Source organism: Streptomyces sp. NPDC050625, assembly GCF_040654755.1.
GTDB lineage: Bacteria > Actinomycetota > Actinomycetes > Streptomycetales > Streptomycetaceae > Streptomyces.
The window spans coordinates 66,247-82,258 of sequence record NZ_JBFAIQ010000032.1 but is presented as its reverse complement, the minus strand read 5'-3'; the positions used below and the strand labels follow the sequence as shown (position 1 = coordinate 82,258).

The 16,012-nt window shown below is 70.8% G+C and carries 11 protein-coding genes; 6 read left to right on the top strand and 5 right to left on the bottom strand.

Translation table 11 applies throughout. From position 1 onward, the window contains the following. The first annotated feature begins 632 nt into the window (after positions 1 to 632). The 5 genes from AB0I54_RS40210 (at position 633) to AB0I54_RS40190 (ending at position 6,494) form a co-directional block, all read left to right on the top strand. Entirely contained in the window at positions 633 to 1,022 is a 390-nt protein-coding gene (locus AB0I54_RS40210) for a hypothetical protein (RefSeq protein ID WP_363301280.1), read from the top strand. Positions 1,023 to 1,401: 379 nt separating this feature from the next. Continuing rightward, positions 1,402 to 1,551 (top strand): hypothetical protein, encoded by a 150-nt coding sequence (locus AB0I54_RS40205; protein ID WP_363301279.1) that lies wholly within the window; start codon positions 1,402 to 1,404, stop codon positions 1,549 to 1,551. A gap of 85 nt (positions 1,552 to 1,636) precedes the next feature. Then, a complete protein-coding gene (locus AB0I54_RS40200; RefSeq protein WP_363301278.1) occupies positions 1,637 to 2,149 on the top strand; it encodes a hypothetical protein in 513 nt (170 codons plus the stop codon). Between the two features lie 995 nt (positions 2,150 to 3,144). Next, positions 3,145 to 5,736, top strand: a complete 2,592-nt coding sequence (locus AB0I54_RS40195; RefSeq protein ID WP_363301284.1) for a serine/threonine-protein kinase — start codon at positions 3,145 to 3,147, stop codon at positions 5,734 to 5,736. A gap of 233 nt (positions 5,737 to 5,969) precedes the next feature. Then, positions 5,970 to 6,494: a hypothetical protein gene (locus tag AB0I54_RS40190; RefSeq protein ID WP_363301277.1), complete on the top strand. Its 525-nt coding sequence runs from the start codon at positions 5,970 to 5,972 to the stop codon at positions 6,492 to 6,494. Positions 6,495 to 6,827: 333 nt separating this feature from the next. Here the strand turns inward: AB0I54_RS40190 and AB0I54_RS40185 are convergent, their stop codons facing one another. Together AB0I54_RS40185 and AB0I54_RS40180 are read right to left on the bottom strand one after the other, a co-directional pair. After that, positions 6,828 to 7,865 carry a rod shape-determining protein gene (locus AB0I54_RS40185; protein ID WP_363301276.1) on the bottom strand — a complete coding sequence of 346 codons (1,038 nt, stop codon included), beginning with the start codon at positions 7,863 to 7,865 and terminating at the stop codon, positions 6,828 to 6,830. A 168-nt stretch (positions 7,866 to 8,033) separates the two neighbouring features. Further along, positions 8,034 to 8,453: a CU044_2847 family protein gene (locus AB0I54_RS40180; protein ID WP_363301275.1), complete on the bottom strand. Its 420-nt coding sequence runs from the start codon at positions 8,451 to 8,453 to the stop codon at positions 8,034 to 8,036. Positions 8,454 to 8,683: 230 nt separating this feature from the next. Here AB0I54_RS40180 and AB0I54_RS40175 point away from each other — a divergent pair, with 230 nt between their 5' ends. Continuing rightward, positions 8,684 to 12,295 carry a S8 family serine peptidase gene (locus AB0I54_RS40175; RefSeq protein ID WP_363301274.1) on the top strand — a complete coding sequence of 1,204 codons (3,612 nt, stop codon included), beginning with the start codon at positions 8,684 to 8,686 and terminating at the stop codon, positions 12,293 to 12,295. Position 12,296: 1 nt separating this feature from the next. Here AB0I54_RS40175 and AB0I54_RS40170 read toward each other — a convergent pair whose 3' ends face one another. From AB0I54_RS40170 to AB0I54_RS40160, 3 genes are read right to left on the bottom strand one after another with little or no spacing between them, the layout of a single operon-like run. Next, positions 12,297 to 13,640 carry a carboxyl transferase domain-containing protein gene (locus AB0I54_RS40170; protein ID WP_363301273.1) on the bottom strand — a complete coding sequence of 448 codons (1,344 nt, stop codon included), beginning with the start codon at positions 13,638 to 13,640 and terminating at the stop codon, positions 12,297 to 12,299. Continuing rightward, complete coding sequence (locus AB0I54_RS40165) at positions 13,633 to 15,078, bottom strand: acyl-CoA synthetase (protein WP_363301272.1); 1,446 nt, start codon at positions 15,076 to 15,078, stop codon at positions 13,633 to 13,635. The genes AB0I54_RS40170 and AB0I54_RS40165 overlap by 8 nt, the downstream gene beginning before the upstream one ends. A 51-nt stretch (positions 15,079 to 15,129) precedes the next feature. Continuing rightward, positions 15,130 to 15,735 (bottom strand): class I SAM-dependent methyltransferase, encoded by a 606-nt coding sequence (locus tag AB0I54_RS40160; protein WP_363301271.1) that lies wholly within the window; start codon positions 15,733 to 15,735, stop codon positions 15,130 to 15,132. Between the last annotated feature and the right edge of the window lie 277 nt (positions 15,736 to 16,012).

The window sequence follows — 16,012 nt, the reverse complement described above, 5'->3', positions numbered from 1 at the left end:
ACACACGCCGCAACGACGCGCACAGAAAAGCCGATCACGGCCACTGTCAACCATCAGCTGGGACCGAACTGTCAAGCATCACCCGGGATCGGACAGACGCTGGTCAGGGTGGTGCGTTCAGATTTTCTCTACGAGGTTCAACCTGCAAAAACGCAGGTAGAGGGGGGTCGCGCAGCACACGTACTATGTGCTGGCAGGGAACACTCCGGTCCTGGTTCACAATACTGATGGCCCTCTTTGCGATCTCAACGATGGCTATTTGTACCGCGGGCTCGCTAAGGGACGCCATGAATATGCCGCCGCTGCGAAGGGCCGTGCGGTGCCCCGCGGAACCAGCAGGAACATCAATGACCACTCAGGTGGAAATTTGACTGATACTATCTACACTTCATGGTCGGACGACCCCGAAGTTGCGTAGTTCGGCGCCGAAAATCTGGGGGACGACTATGTTGGGGAAGGTGTGATGCTGCGCGTCAGGGTGGAAGGCATCGATCCGGCAAGAATCAGTCAGATTCACGGGAGTCAGTATGAAAGGTTCTTCGAAGACGAACATCTCATCGCTGAAGAAGTCCTGGCCGACGATATAAGCTTCGACTTCAGGGAGACCTGGTCGCCCGTTATGAGGCCATGAGATGAACGAAGTTTCCGCGAGTGAACTGATCGCCGCATTCGATTCCGAATCCGAGGCCGGCATCCAGGCCAAGAATGCATTGATTTCTGGAGCGCCTTTCGAGATCTGGCTCGAGCCCCAGCCGGCGTCGAAACTTCGAGGCATCCTTCGCGGGAGGGTGAGAAGCCTGCAGCGGCGTGGTAAGCCGATTGTCGGGGTTGTCGAGTGCCTTGCGAGTCTTGTCGAAAAGGGCGAGCAGGGACTTCTTGTGGCCTACGTGGACGATCGCGAACGAGCCGGATACCTATTTCCCCTCTACCTCGATCCACAACCGCTCAAAGTGGTCGGCTGCCTAGGATTTGGCTCCTCCTCCGAAGGCGACCGGGATCTGTTTCCGGTGGGGCCGCTGTAGTGTCTGACGGCAGTAGTTGACGCTGAGGTTGAAATGGTGGGGTGACGGGCTTACGGGGGCTCCAGTCGCAGTCCGGTCATTGAACAGATCGTCGAATCGGCGGCCGGGATCGGCCACCGCCCAAGGGTGAAGTTTGGCCTGCATCTCCGATACCCGCTGAAGCGGACCCACTGGAGCCGCGTCAGACAGAGCGCCGCGATTCAGCGGTGCGTCTTTCGGCATTGCAGCGTCCTTCCCTTCCCGATACCGCTGCGGCCCTTCCCCATGCTTCGGGCTTTCCCCGGCTCGGAGTACTACGGCGGCTCCGCCCCACCCGGTTGCGTCCAGGGAAGTGGTGTATGGGAATGTCATCAACGCCCTTGGCGGTGATGCGAATCGTGTGGTGCTCACGCGTGCCCTGTACTGGGACAGAGAGATGGAAGTCTGGGACGAGATGCCCATCTGCCAGGTCTGCCAGACCTACCTGACCCCGGAGGATGTCGAACCCGGAGCCTGGTACATGCACCCCGGTGACTGGGACAACAGATGACCTCTCGGTACGGTGTACCTCGCGACCGCGCGAGCGGCGTGTACCAGTGGCTCAGCAGAGAGCAGAAGGCACCGGGGGTGCGGGCATGACCGTCAGGCCGTCCTTGATCCAGGCCGAGCGCGTGGACTGGGCTTCCCTGCGCTGCGGGTGCGGCAAGACGGGAGCCCACATTCCCGAGACATTTGCTAATTTGCTCGAGGCAAGCAATTCCCTAGAGATGGCCGAGGCGTCCCTGGAGGGACACGTATACATTCAGTCCCTCCTTTTCGAGGTGGCGGTACCCGTGACCTCCATGATTGTGGCGGCCCTGAACGAGGAGACATCCGAAGCGGTACACATCCGTCTGCTCGACGAGCTCACTTCCTGTGTCGGCGGGGAGTCTCACTGGACCGAAGTCGAGGCCGGCGCCCCAGAACTCGAGATCGACTGCCAGATCGCGGCGCGTGAGGGCATTTGGACCCTCTACGCGGAGTATGCGACTGGTCGTGCCTCGATGGCCCGGATGGTTCTCGACGTGGTGGACGCCGACCGCGAACGGTTCGAGTATTTCGATGCCAAGCTGCTCGACCGGGTCAGAAAGCGGGCGAAGCGCCACTGACTGGCAGACAGAAGGCCGGTTATCGAAAATGGCTGAGTTCCGGACGGTACTCCGTACTTGTATGCGGACCACCCGGTGCGCATGATCGCGGTTGGCTGGCTGAGTGCGGAGGTGCCTTGCAGCAGGTCGCGGAGCATACCCGAATGGGCGGTGCAGCGGCTCCTCCGAGAGTGTTCCAGATCAAGGTCTCGCTCAGAGCGGTGGACGGCTGGGCAAAGCGGCTGTCCGGCGGGCGCGAGGCGCTCGCTGCGCGTCCCCGGGGGCGCGTCGGCGAGCATCAGGCCCTGTCCGAGGTTGAGCAGCAGGCGGGGCGGCAGGCGATATGCGATTCCGCGGTGCCGCAGCCCGGCGTTCGGAGGCACCCGTGACAAGAGTGCCCGCCGAGGCTGCTCGTGCCTGGCTCGCCGGGACGGGGCTGGCGGATCGTCCGACGTCGCGCCTCGGAGTGTTCCTGGATCCGGTTGTCGGTGGGGACACAGGCGGTCCCGGCTGAGTGAAAATCACTGCCGGGCTCGCCCCGACGCACCGGGGCGAGCCCAGGCGCGTTGGAAGGACAATCCGCTGCCCCCACCTGGGAGCGCCCCTCCCGAGCAGGGGAGACAGCGGCCGAGTCGGCTGGGCTTGTTCATCCGGTGACGGTGTCGGGACGCAGTCGGGACGCAAGGATAGGAACAAGCCGACAAAGACGACGGCAGGGAGACACGGCACACCTGGCCTGACCAGCGGAAACGTCATGAACGGACGCTGATCGGCAAGGGCCGCCAAGATCCCCAAAGGACTCATAATCCGTCGGCCGTGGGTTCGAGTCCCACCCGCCCCACTGGGCACCCAAGGTGCAGAAGCGTTTCTACTTGCGGAAGCGCAACGGGGAGGGCCGCCGCGCCAGCGTGGCGGCCCCGCTTCACTCGCCCGGACCAGGGCCTCGCCTCTCACTCTCGCAGACCGGAGCATCTACGCTGGCCTTGCCTGTGAGGAGGGGGAGCGCAGTGCTGAACATGCGGCTGCACCGGCAATTCCGCTACATCCACGAGCCCCTGCCCGTCGACGACGACGCGATTCCCGTCCTCGGCCACGAAGAACTCGTCGCGACGCTGCGGGAGCGGCTGGTCTACTCACACGGCGGCACCTTCCTGATCAGCGGATTCCGGGGGGTCGGCAAGTCGACGCTCGTCCTGCAGGCGCTCTCCGCCGCGGCATCGCACTATCGACGGACCGGCAAGCACGAGCTGCTGAGCGTGCATCTGAACATCGCGCGGAAGATGGAGGGCGACCAACTGCTCTTCGCCGTCGTCCGGCGCATCTTCGAGACGCTGGACGACGAGGGCCTGCTCAAGCAGCTGCCGCACGACGTCCAGGAGGCCCTGCTGCTCGCCTACACCCGTACCTCGCTGTCCTTCAAGCAGACGCAGTCGGAGGGCAACGAGCACGGCGGCACCATGGGCTTCGGCCTCCAGAAGGGCCCGCTCGCCTCCGTGTCACCCACGCTGAGTCTGACGGGCAGGCGGACGAGTGCCCGTGCGACGGAGGCCTCGTTCCTGGCCTACTCCGAGACGGACGTCGAGCACGACCTCGTTCGGATCATCCAGCTGCTCGGCGGCGTGCAGGGTCGTACGACCACGCGCCGACGACGCCTCCGCCTCCGCCGCCGCCGAGAGCGGCGTCGGCTGCTGGTGCACCCCGTGATCGTGCTCGACGAGGTCGACAAACTGACCGACAACTCCGAGGAAGCACTCGGTCACCTTGAGACACTCCTCGGCACGCTCAAGAACGTACTGACCGCACGCGGCGCCCACTTCATCCTGGTGGCCGGCCCCGATCTGCACGACCAGGCACTCAGGGACGCGGACCGCGGCAACGGCGTGTACGAGAGTGTCTTCAGCTGGCGGATGTACGTGCCGTGCCTGTGGACGGCACCCGAGCGGCTGGTACACGGGCTCGGGGCGGCCCGGCGAGCGGAGCTCGTGCGTATGCACGGACCGGCGCGCCCCATGCCGAGGAACTGGCCGATGGGCGTGACCTGGCCCGGGAACATCTCCTCGGACGAGCTGCACCACGAGCCGGAGGGACTCGGCACGCTGATCGAGTACCTGCGGTTCAAGTCGAGAGGCGTACCGCGCAGACTCCTGCAGGAGCTCAACGCCCTGGTCGAATGGGACAGTTCGGGTGCGCCCATGCTCCAGGTGCCGGACGAGGACTGGCAGCGGATGCTGTTCTACGGCCACCTGGAGTCGGTCGTGTCCGGGGCGGTGTCCACGGACCCGACGAACGCACTGGCCCCGTTGCCGATCGACAACGACCGGTGGCGTCTTTGCGGTTATCACGTGGTGGACTGGGCCCTGCGCAGCCGGGGCCGGGTGTTCACGGTGGCGGAGATCACCAGCGATGGGCAACTGGACCCGTTACTGCGGGTGGACGGCCCGACGGTGACGCGGCTGCTGCGACACCTGGTGCGCAGCGGAGTCCTCGAAGTGGCGAGCGAGGGCGACCGGCCCGACGCCACCGAGTACGGCAATCCGGCGGATACCCGCGTCACGTACTACCGGCTCACCGACGCCTACTGCCGGCGGCTGGCCGGCTTCGCGTGGCACAGCGAGAGCGAGCGCGCGGACCTGCGGCTGCCGCCACCGCCACTGACCACCCCCTGGGACACCACGGCCGCAAACCTGCGCACTCCCGCGGCCGCGGACACGACGGGAGCGGGCGGCTCACCACTCGTGCCGAGCGCCGCGGTGCCGCCGGTCATGCGGCTGGGCGACCGCTACGAGGCGCTCGTTCCGATCGGGTCGGGCGGGATGGGTGTCGTCTACCGGGGGCGCGATCTGCGGACCGGCGAGGCCGTGGCGATCAAGCTGCTGCGCCGCGAACTGGCGGTGGACGAGACCATGCTGGCCAGGTTCCACCGCGAGGCCCGGATCGGGATGCGGATGCGGCACCCCAACATCATGCACACGATCGAGATCGTCGAATCTCCGGAGCACGCACTGATCATGGAGCTGATCGAGGGGCCCGTACTTGCCGACGTCCTCGCCGAGCAGGGTGCGCTGCCTCCCGAGGAGGCCGCCCGGATCGGAAAGGACCTCGGTGAGGCTCTGCGGTACATGGATTCCATGAGCCTGTACCGCATCGATATCAAACCGTCGAACGTCGTCCGTCACGCGACCCGCGGTGCTGTGATCGTCGATCTCGGTCTCGCCCGGGCCCTGGAGGAAGCGGGCAGGCAGTTGACGCAGACCGGCGTTCTGATCGGGACACCGAGCTTCATGGCGCCCGAGCAGATCCTCGGCCGTGAGGCGGACATCAGATCGGACCTGTTCGCCCTCGGCGCACTGCTCTACCGGTGCTTGTCCGGGCGGCTGCCCCACGACAACATCAGCAACGCCGCCAGCGTTCTCTACTCCGTCGTGCACGAGGACATCTCGGTGGACGGTCTCCCGGTCTCGCCCGCCCTGCGCAACGTCCTGCGCACCTGCCTGGCCCGCGACCCCGATCTGCGCTACCAGAAGCCGCAGGACTTCCTCGCGGAGCTGGTGGCGACACCGGAGTTGCGGGGGGAGGCGGGCCCGCAGGCAATGCCGGATGCGGGGTGACCCGGGCGCACGCACCGACGGCCTTCCCGGCTTTCGCGTACGGCAGTTGTGACGGCCCGGTCCAACAACCAAGTCCGGCCCATGACTTGATCTGCGACTGTCATGGCGCGGTCAAATCTTCAATCAAGCCTCCCTGGGTCCGGCAAAGGGGTCTACCCGCATAGAACGGCCGGTGCTGTCATGCGCACGACCGCCCGGAAATCGTGCCGGGCATCGCACCGGGAGACCCCCACATGTCCCGAATACCGCGCCCCCTCGTGACCACCCTGTCCGCCCTCGCCCTCGCCGCCGCGGGCCTCACCGTCACCACCGGCAGCGCCCACGCCGCCGGCTGCAGCCAGGACTACCTCCCCCTGCCCGACCCCGACTGCCAGCCCGGCGCCTTCAACCCCGACGTCACCCAGGACACCATCGACTCCACGATCTGCGTCTCCGGCTGGACCGCGACCGTACGGCCGTCCAGCTCCTACACCACCGCGCTGAAGAAGAAGCAGATCGTCGAGTACGGCTACACCGACACCAGCACCTCCGACTACGAGGAGGACCACTTCGTCCCGCTCGAACTCGGCGGCGCCCCCAAGAGCGCGCTCAACCTCTGGCCGGAGCCCGAGTACGGCACCAGCACCGCCGCGAACAAGGACACCGTCGAGAACAAGCTCAAGAAGGCCGTCTGCGCCGGTCAGGTCAGCCTGGCCGACGCCCAGGACGCGATCGTCACCGACTGGACCACCGCGCTCTCCAGCCTCGGCCTCGGCTGACACGGCTCAGGGGTCCGTCTCCTCCCCCGGGAGTAGACGGACCCCTTCGTCTCCTGCCGCGGAGGCATGGGAGGTCTCTCCGTGGGCACGATGTGCCAGACCGGGTCGCGGGCGAGGCTTGGGCGTATCAACTGCGGGGCACTGACCTCGTACCGAATGAGCGGTACCGACCAGTGCCAGCAAGACCCGACAGTACGAGGCCTGAGGAGGCGTCATGGACCGCCGGATCCGTGTTCGTGTCAGCCGTCGGCCCGCCGCACCCCGCGGGCAGGAGATCGACCGCAGGACGCCCTCGGGGCGGATCCTGCCCTACTGACGTGAGCCACTGGGGGTTCAGGCCGCCAGTGGGTCCAGCAGCATCGGCTCGATCCTGCCCTCCAGCATGGCGCCGATGCCCTGTACGGCACACACGTCGGGCCGCTCGGCGATGTGCACCGGCATGCCGGTGGCCCGTCTGAGCATCTCGTCGAACCCGGGGATCAGCGCGGACCCGCCGACCATCATCATCCCGACGTCGGCGAGGTCGGCCACCAGATCGGGCGGGCAGACCCGCAGCACCTTGCCGATGCCGTCCAGCACGGCCGTCAACGGCGTGTGGATGGCGTCCCGTACGGCCGCGGTGTCGACCCGCACGGACCGGGCGAGGCCGGTGGCCACGTCCCGCCCGTGGATCTCCGTGGTCGTCGGCCCCTGCGCGTCGAGACCGTTGCCGGACAGGGCGAGCTGCAACGGCCGCACGGACTGGCTCGGCAGCACCAGTTCGTGCTCGTGCCGCAGGAGTTGCACGATCGCGTGGTCGACGGCCTCCCCGCCCACGTTGATCCGCTCGGCGGTGACGATCGAGCCGAGCGAGAGGACGGCGACCTGGGTGGCGGCGGCCCCGCACACGACGATCATCATGCCCTGGGGTTGTTCCACCGGGAGCCCGCAGCCCACGGCGGCGGCGATGAGGGTGTCGACGAGCTCGACGCGCCGGGCGCCCAGGCCGACCAGGGTCTCGATGGTCGCCCGCTGGGCCAGCGGATCGGCGTCGTGCGGGGTGCAGGCGGCGGCCCGGAGGCGGGTCTTGCGGCGCAGGGTGCGACGGACCTTGTCGCCGAGCAGATGGCGCAGCATGCGCTGGGCCATCTCGATGTCGACGACCGTGCCGCCGGAGACCGGCCGCACCACACGGATGTAGCTCGGCGTCCGCCCCGTCATCCGCTCCGCGAACTCGCCCACCGCGATGAGCGCGCCGGTCCGGATGTTCACGGCAGCGACGGAGGGCTGGTCGACGACCAGACCGGCGCCCTTCACATAGACCCGGGTGCGGGCCGCCCCCAGGTCGACGGCGAAGTGGCAGCGGCGCAACTGCTCCAGACTGACGGTCACGGCAGATCCTCCCGGGTGCGCAGGCCATGGGGGTGCCGCCGGGTGGCGGGCCTCTTCCTGCATCCTGCGCGGGCGAGGGGAAGGCGCGCCTTCTGGAGGGGGCCGGGCGGGGTGCCGCTGAATGGGGGGTTCAAAGGGGCCGGGCGGGGGGCACGGGCGGCGCGCCGCTCAGGATCCGGTGGTGGGACCGGCCGCGGGCGGAACGGCCGGCGTCCGCGGCGGCTCCTGGCCTGGCGTGCCCGACGGGGCCGCCGCCCCCTGTTCCGACGACCAGCTGAGCCGGACGACCAGTTGCCCCTCGGCCGCCCCCTTGGCGATCACCGCCCCGGCCTCCGCGCTCAGCTTCACCCCGAACTCCAGCTCCACGGAGTCGGGCCGCAGCGCGCCCTCCCGGAAGACCCGCAGCGCGGACTGCGCGGCCGAGCGGACCGAGTCCAGGGCGCCCTCGAAGGTACGGGCGGTCCGGTCCGCCGCCCCGTTGCCGGGGCCTTCGCCGCGCGACACGAGGCGGGTCCCGGTCGCGGGGTCCGCGGTCTCCACGACCACGATCGCGCCGTCCTCGGTCTTGAACTCCACCAGCTTGCCCATGGCTCCACGCTCCCCCGCGTTCTTGATCCACTACCGGCTCCATTGTTCCCGAAGGCGACCGGCGATGTCCCCCGTTCCGCCGGTCGCGCCCGCCCGAGCTGGCGGGAACCCGCCGGGGCACCTTTCCGCCAGCTCCGCTCAACTCCTTTGCCGCACAAGCCCCGTGACACTCTTCGCAGCACTCGAAGCACTCGAAGCACCCGACGCACTCGACACGAGAAGAGGCGTGGATGACCAGAGGACCAGTCGGACGTGGGGCGACCCTCCTGTCGGCCGGGCTCGTGATCGCCCTGCTGCCGGCGGCCCCGGCGGCCGCACGACAACCCGTCGGCGCGGGCCCCCGCCCCACCGGCGCCGGCACCACCGTCACCCTCGTCACCGGCGACAGGGTGACCGTCACCGACCTCGGGCACGGGAAGCGGACGGTGACCGTCGCACGGCCGCCCGGCGCCACCGGGGCCGTGCGTACCCAGACCGCCGACGGCGACATCACCGTCGTACCGGACGAGGCACTGCCGTATCTGCGGGCCGGCACCCTGGACCGGCGGCTTTTCGACGTCAGCGGGCTGATACGGCAGGGGCTCGCCGACGGGAAGACGGACGAGCTGCCGCTGATCGTGACGTACGACAAGGGCGCGCGGGTCGTCACCCCGCGCGGTGCCGAGCGGACGCGGACGCTGGTCAGCCTGCGCGGGGCCGCCCTGGCCGCGGACAAGGGGCGGACCTTCTGGCGGTCGTTCACCGGGCAAGGCGGCCTCGACAAGGTCTGGCTGGACGGGCGCGTCAAGGCCGACATGGCCGAGAGCAACGCGCAGATCGGCACGCCGGCCGCCTGGGACGCCGGGCTGACCGGCAAGGGTGTCACCGTCGCCGTCCTCGACACTGGGGTGGACGCGAGCCATCCCGACCTCGCGGGCCGAATCGGCGCCACCAAGAGCTTCATCGACGGGCAGGAGGTCGCCGACCGCAACGGCCACGGCACGCACGTCACCTCCACCGTCGGCGGCAGTGGCGCCGCCTCCGACGGCAAGGAGAAGGGCGTCGCGCCCGGGGCCACGCTCGCGGTCGGGAAGGTTCTCAGCGACCAGGGGTCGGGCAGCGAGTCCCAGATCATCGCCGGCATGGAGTGGGCCGCGCGGGACGTGCACGCCCGGATCGTCTCGATGAGCCTCGGCTCGACCGAGGCCAGTGACGGCACCGACCCCATGGCCCAGGCGGTGAACACCCTCTCCCGGGAGACCGGCGCCCTCTTCGTCGTCGCCGCCGGGAACACCGGCGCCCCCTCCTCCATCGGCTCGCCGGGCGCCGCCGACGAGGCCCTCACCATCGGCGCGGTGGACGCGGACGACCGGGCCGCCTACTTCACCAGCGCCGGACCCCGGTACGGCGACAACGCCCTGAAGCCCGACCTCTCCGCCCCCGGCGTCGACATCCTCGCCGCCCGCTCCCAACTCGCCCCCGGCAGCGGCTACTACACCTCCATGAGCGGTACGTCGATGGCGACACCGCACATCGCCGGAGTTGCCGCCCTGCTCGCCGAGGAACACCCCGACTGGACCGGCGCCCGCCTCAAGGACGCGCTGATGTCGACGTCGAAGCGGCTCGACGAGTCCGCCTACGTACTGGGGGCGGGCCGGGTCAGCGTGCCGGACGCGGTCGAGGCGGACGTCACCGCCACCGGAAGCGCCGACCTCGGCTTCTACAGCTGGCCGTACGACGCGAACAAGCCGGTCACCAGGACCGTCACCTACGCCAACTCGTCGGACGCACAAGTCGAGTTGTCGCTCTCCGTGCAGGGCGCACCCGACGGCGTCGCCGCGCTCGCCGACACCACCCTCACCGTCCCCGCGCACGGCACCGCGTCGACGACCGTCACCGGTGACGGATCGAAGGCGCCGGTCGGCACCACCAGCGGGCAGATCGTGGCTGCCGTCGCCGGGACGCCGGTCGCCCACACCGTCTTCGGGCTGGTCAAGGAAGAGGAGCGGTACACGCTCACCGTCCACGTCAAGGACCGGGACGGCACGCCCGCCCCTGCCGACCTCACCGTGCAGCGGCTCGCCGAGGGCGACGCCCCCTTCCCCGCCCACGTCGGCGACTCCGGCACCCTGAAACTGCGGCTCCGGCCGGGCACGTACACCCTGGCCTCCTTCCTCGACGTGCGCGGCAGCCACGGCGCCGACTCGCTCGGCCTCGGCTTCCTCGCGGCACCCGAGACCATCCTCGACCGCGACCGCGAAGTCACCCTGGACGGACGCACGTTGCGCGAGGTGAAGGCCGCGGTGAAGCGGCGCACCGAGACCCGGCAACTGCTCATGGAGTACGACCGGAAGGCGAACGGCGCCGATCTGTTCGGCGCTGTCATGGTGCCGGCGGCCTACGACAGCGTCTTCGCCGCCCCCACCGAGAAGGTCACCCGGGGCAGCTTCGAGTACCGGACCGTATGGCGGCTCGGCAAGCCGCTCCTGGAGGTCGAGGGGATCGGCGAGGCGGTCGTCCAGCCCGGCGGCACACTGATCGAGGGGCGCAGGCGACTGCCGCTGGTGGACGTCGGGGACGGGCCCTTCACCGGTGTCGCGGGCAAGGCCGTGCTCGCCCGCCTCGCCGACGGCGCCGACCCGGCCGCCCTCGCCCGGGCCGCGCAGGACGCGGGCGCCGAGGCCCTGTTCGTGACGGACGACGCGCCCGGACGGCTCATGGCCTGGTGGGGCACGGACGACAACGCCGACCGGCCACTCCAGATCGCCACGGTGAACGCGGCCGACGCGGCACGGCTGCGGGCCGCCGGGACGGTGGACATGACCGGGACGCGCAACTCGCCCTACATGTACGACCTTTCCGAGGGCCACCGGGGCGCCGTCCCGGACCGGGACCTCACCTACCGGCCCTCCGGGCGCCAACTGGCCGCCCTGGACGTCAAGTTCCACGCGGTACGGCCGGTGAGCGGAGGCGAGTTCCGGTACTCGATCACCGACTCCTTCCCCGTCGGACTCGGCTTCCAGGAGCGCGTCGACTACCCGGCCGAGCGCACCGACTACGTCTCCACCGGCCCCGGCCAGCTGTGGCACGAGTCCGTGGCGGTCGGCGACGGCACGCTGGAGGAGCGCAGCGGGCTGGTGCGCTACACCGGCGGGTCACGTCCGGCGCTCAACTGGTTCCGGCCGGTCTGGCACCCGTGGCTGGGCACCGGGCTCGGCTGGGGGCAGCAGCGCGCCGGGAACCAGATCCAGCTCAACACCCCCGGCTGGGGCGACTCGGGGCCCGACCACACCGGGTTCGGCGACGTGTGGAGCGACGACACCGGGATGACCCAGTACACGGAGGTGTACCTGGACGGCACGCTGGTCGACCGGCGCAGGAGCTCCGGGGCGTACGTGTGGGACGCGCCCGCCGACGAGCACACCTACAAGGTCGTCACCGACACCACGCTGGACGCGGACCGCTGGGGCCTCGCCACCCGGGGCCACGCCGAGTGGACCTTCCGGTCGGCCGCCACCCCGGAGGACCGCTGGACCTACCTCCCGCTCATCAACCTCGCCTTCGACGTCGACACCGACCTCGCGGGCGACGTACGGGGCGGGAGCCGGGTCCCGATCGGACTGTCCGCGCAGTACGTGGCGGACGCGTCCGGCACCGGGACCCTCGGCGGCGGGCGGCTCGAAGTGTCGTACGACGACGGCACGACATGGCAGCCCGTACGACTCACCGGCGCGGCGGCCTCCTGGCACGGGACGCTGACCGTGCCGCGCGATGCCCGGTACGTGTCCCTGCGGGCCTCGGCCGGCGACGACCGGGGCGGCTCGGTGACACAGGAGGTGATCCGGGCGGTGGGAGTGAGGTAGCTCAAGGCTGGGGATGGTCCACGATGCCGCGGATCACCCCCAGCTCCACCAGGTCCTGCGGCCGGATGCGGAGCTGGTCGGCCGTCGCCTCCGTCTCCTCCGGGGGGCGCTTCAGGATGGCGGCCGCCAGTTCCGGGGCGATGACCGAGAAGTAACTGTCCGGCGTGGCCCAGGTGTTGCCGGGCGCCGCCAGGGCCAGCGCGCCGCCCGAGCCGCCCTCGCCGATGACCAGCGTGGTGACCGGGGTACGGGCCGCGGCCACGGCCCCGAACACGTCCGCGATCGCCGCACCCGCGCCCTGCCGCTCCGCCTCGGCGTCGTTCGCCGCGCCCGGCGTGTCCACCAGGGTCAGCACCGGTATCCCGAGCCGGTCCGCCAGCCGGATCAGCCGGGCGGCGGTGCGGTATCCGGCGGGGCGGGTCTTCGTCCCGGTCTGGGCGGCGTAGGCGACGGTACGTCCGTCCCGCTCGCCGAAGCCGCACAGCATGCCGTCCGGGTCGGCGCCACCGCAGCGGTCGCCGACAAGCGCGGTACGGCGGGTGAAGTAGGCGTCCAAGTAGGCCTGCGCCCGGGGGCGTTCGGGGGCTCGGGCGCGGAGGACGGCCTCCCAGCCGGTGGCCGGGAGGGGCGTGGAGCCGAGGGCGGACGGGGGCGGGGCCTCGGCCGCCGGTGTGGTCAGCAGCCGCAGCCACAGCCCCAGCGTCTCCCGCAGCTCCTCCGGCCGCACCACCGCGTCCGCCGAGCCCGCAGCCACCTGCGCCTCCGCCGTGTAGGCGGCGGGGTCGGCGTCCGGCGGGCGGACCCGGGAGCCCGCGAAGCCGACCTGGGCGCCGGGGAGGGCGAGGGTGATGTCGGCACCGGCGCCCAGGGTGGCCCAGCCGCCGCCCGTCGTCGGGTCGCGCAGCACGGCGATCTGGGGCAGGCCCGCCTCCCGGGTGAGCGCCGACTGGCGGGCCACACGCTGGAGTTGGGTCAGCGCGAGCATGCCCTCCTGCATCCGGCTGCCGCCGGTGGCGACCAGCGGGACGACCGGGAGGCGGTGTGCGCGGGCGTGGGTGTACGCCGCCTCCAGGCGGTCGCCGGTGCGCCGGCCCAGGGAGCCGCCGAGGAAGCCGAACTCGAAGGCGATCAGCACGGCGGGCGTGCCCTCGACGCGTGCGGTGCCGCAGACGACGGACTCCTCCTCGCCGGTGCGGCGGGCGGCGCGGGCGCGTGAGGCGTCGTACCCCTGCCAGGAGATCGGCCCGTCCGGCGCGGACCTCCCTTCCCGGTAGGGGAGTTCGGTGAAGGTGGAGGCGTCGCAGAGCAGTGCGAGGACGTCGCGCGCCGAGAGCCGTTCAGGCATCGCGCAGTTCCCGCTTCATGATCTTCCCCATGTCGTTGCGGGGGAGGACGTCCAGGTGCCGTACGACACGCGGGCGCTTGTGCGGCGCCAGGCGGCGGGCCACATGGTCGGCCAACTCCTGGTCCGACGGCGGGGACTGGGGATCCGCCGGGACGATCCAGGCCACGATCCGCTCGCCCAGATCCGCGTCCGGCTCCCCGGTGACGGCCGCCTCCCGCACCCCCGGATGCTCCAGGAGGGCGTTCTCGATCTCCCCGGCCCCGATCTTGTAACCGCCGCTCTTGATCAGGTCGGTGGCCTTGCGTCCGACGATGCGCACATAGCCGTCCGGCTCGCGCACCGCCATGTCGCCCGTCCGGAACCAGCCGTCCTCGGTGAAGGCGGCGGCGGTGGCGTCGGGCCGGTTGAGGTACTCGGTGAACAGGTTCGGGCCGCGCACCTGGATCTCGCCGACGGTCTCCCCGTCGTACGCCGCGACCGGCGTCCCGTCCTCCTCCACCAGCCGCAGCTCCACGCCCGGCAGCGGCACCCCGACCGTGCCCGGGCGGGGCTCGCCGTCGGCCCGCACGCTGGTGTTCATCAGCGTCTCCGTCATGCCGTACCGCTCGATCACCCGCTGCCCGGTCGCCGCCGTGATCCGCTCGTGGTCGTGCACGGGCAGCGCGGCCGAGCCGGAGACGAGCAGCCGGGCCCGGCCCAGCGCCTTGGCCAGCTCCGGGTCGCCGGGCAGGGCCTCGGCGATGCGGTGGTACATCGTCGGTACCCCGAACAGCATGGTGGCGCCGTCGGTCAGCTCCCGGGTCACGCCCTCGGTGCCGAAGCGCCCGAGGTGCCGCACGGATCCGCCGCGCCGGAGCGGGCCGAGCACACCGAGCACCAGACCGTGCACATGGAACAGCGGCAGCCCGTGCACCAGGACGTCGTCGCCGGTCCACTGCCAGGCGTCGGCGAGCGCGTCCAGGGTCGTGGCGAGCGCCCGGCGGGGGATGACGGCGCCCTTGGGCGGGCCGGTGGTGCCGGAGGTGTAGACGATCAGCGCGGGGTCGCCCTCGGACGTACGGTCCTCGGGGACGGCCCCGGTGCCGTACGCGTCGACGTCGACACGCTCCAGGTCACCGAGGGCGGCGGGGAGTTCGGCACCCGGCGCCGCCAGCACCGACTGCGGCGCGCTGTCGGAGAGGATGTGCGCGAGTTCCTTCTCCCCCGACTTCGGGTTGAGCGGCACCGCGGCCGCCCCGGCGAGCAGCACACCGACCACCCCGACGGCCGTCTCCAGCTCCGGGGTCGCCCACACGGCCACCCGGCCCACGCCGTGAATCCGGGCGGCCACGGCCCCCGCGGCGGCACCCAGTTGCGCGTACGTCAGCGACCGTTCGCCGAACCGCAGGGCGACTCGCTCGCCGGAACCGCCCACCAGGGCCGGAAAGAGGGAGGACACGCGGAGCACTCCTTGCCTGTCGGGACGCTGAGGGGAACGACAGCACCCTTCCTACACCAGCCGCCGCGTCCCCACGACCGCGCTCAGATCCGAAGCGAGTCGCAGCTCCGCCGAGCACAGCGCCGGGTGCTCCAGCCAGTGCAGCCGGGCCCGGTCGGGGAGACCGTCGTGGAGCGGCGGCCAGGTGGTGGCGGGCGTGAAGTCGTCCACGACGACCGTGCCGCCGGGCACGAGCAGCCGCTCCACGTCGGCGGGGGTGTCCCCGGGTTCCTTTCCCTGCCCGCCGCCGTCGAGCACGAGCAGGTCGTACGGCGCGTGCTCCTCGATCCGCCGCCAGTCGCCGGTCAGTACCTCGACCCCCGGCCGACCGGCGAAGATCCCGGCCGCGACCCGGGCCCGCTCCGGCTCGCGCTCGACGCTGTACAGCCGCACGTCCGCGCCCGCGCCGGCGGCCAGCCACGCGAGCCCCACGCCGAGCCCCGTGCCCGTCTCGCCGATCCGGGCCCGTGCGCCGCCCGCCAGGGCGTACAGCAGACGGCCCTGCTCGGGGCGGCAGGAGTACGGGAAGCCGTGGCCGCGGGCGACGGCCACCGCGCGCCGGACGAGCGGAGGCAGGTCGCCCACAGCGGTGTACGCGTCGGTCCCCGAGAGCGCCATGGCCCCGATCCTGCCCGACGACAGGCTGCCGCCTCCACGACTTCGGAAACGAAGCGGTGGCGCCGTAGGGGTGCGGGTTCGATGCGGTCCACCGGTTGTGTGTGGCTGGTCGCGCAGTGCCCCGCGCCCCTGGGGGTGGGCGGCTGGGCCTGTGTTGAAGGGGCTGGCGTCCGCCTGGGGACCGAAGCGGTGGCGCCGTGGGGGCGTGGGTGCGGTGCGGTCTGCCGGTTGTGTGTGGCTGGTCGCGCAGTTCTCCGCGCCCCTGGGGTTGGGTGGC

What these genes read in the sequence shown, in the direction of transcription:
- AB0I54_RS40210 (WP_363301280.1), top strand. Translation starts at nt 633, where the DNA reads ATGAACGAAGTTTCCGCGAGTGAACTGATCGCCGCATTCGATTCCGAA.
- AB0I54_RS40175 (WP_363301274.1), top strand. Translation starts at nt 8,684, where the DNA reads ATGACCAGAGGACCAGTCGGACGTGGGGCGACCCTCCTGTCGGCCGGG.
- AB0I54_RS40195 (WP_363301284.1), top strand. Translation starts at nt 3,145, where the DNA reads ATGCGGCTGCACCGGCAATTCCGCTACATCCACGAGCCCCTGCCCGTC.
- AB0I54_RS40180 (WP_363301275.1), bottom strand. Translation starts at nt 8,453, where the DNA reads ATGGGCAAGCTGGTGGAGTTCAAGACCGAGGACGGCGCGATCGTGGTC.
- AB0I54_RS40200 (WP_363301278.1), top strand. Translation starts at nt 1,637, where the DNA reads ATGACCGTCAGGCCGTCCTTGATCCAGGCCGAGCGCGTGGACTGGGCT.
- AB0I54_RS40170 (WP_363301273.1), bottom strand. Translation starts at nt 13,640, where the DNA reads ATGCCTGAACGGCTCTCGGCGCGCGACGTCCTCGCACTGCTCTGCGAC.
- AB0I54_RS40160 (WP_363301271.1), bottom strand. Translation starts at nt 15,735, where the DNA reads ATGGCGCTCTCGGGGACCGACGCGTACACCGCTGTGGGCGACCTGCCT.
- AB0I54_RS40190 (WP_363301277.1), top strand. Translation starts at nt 5,970, where the DNA reads ATGTCCCGAATACCGCGCCCCCTCGTGACCACCCTGTCCGCCCTCGCC.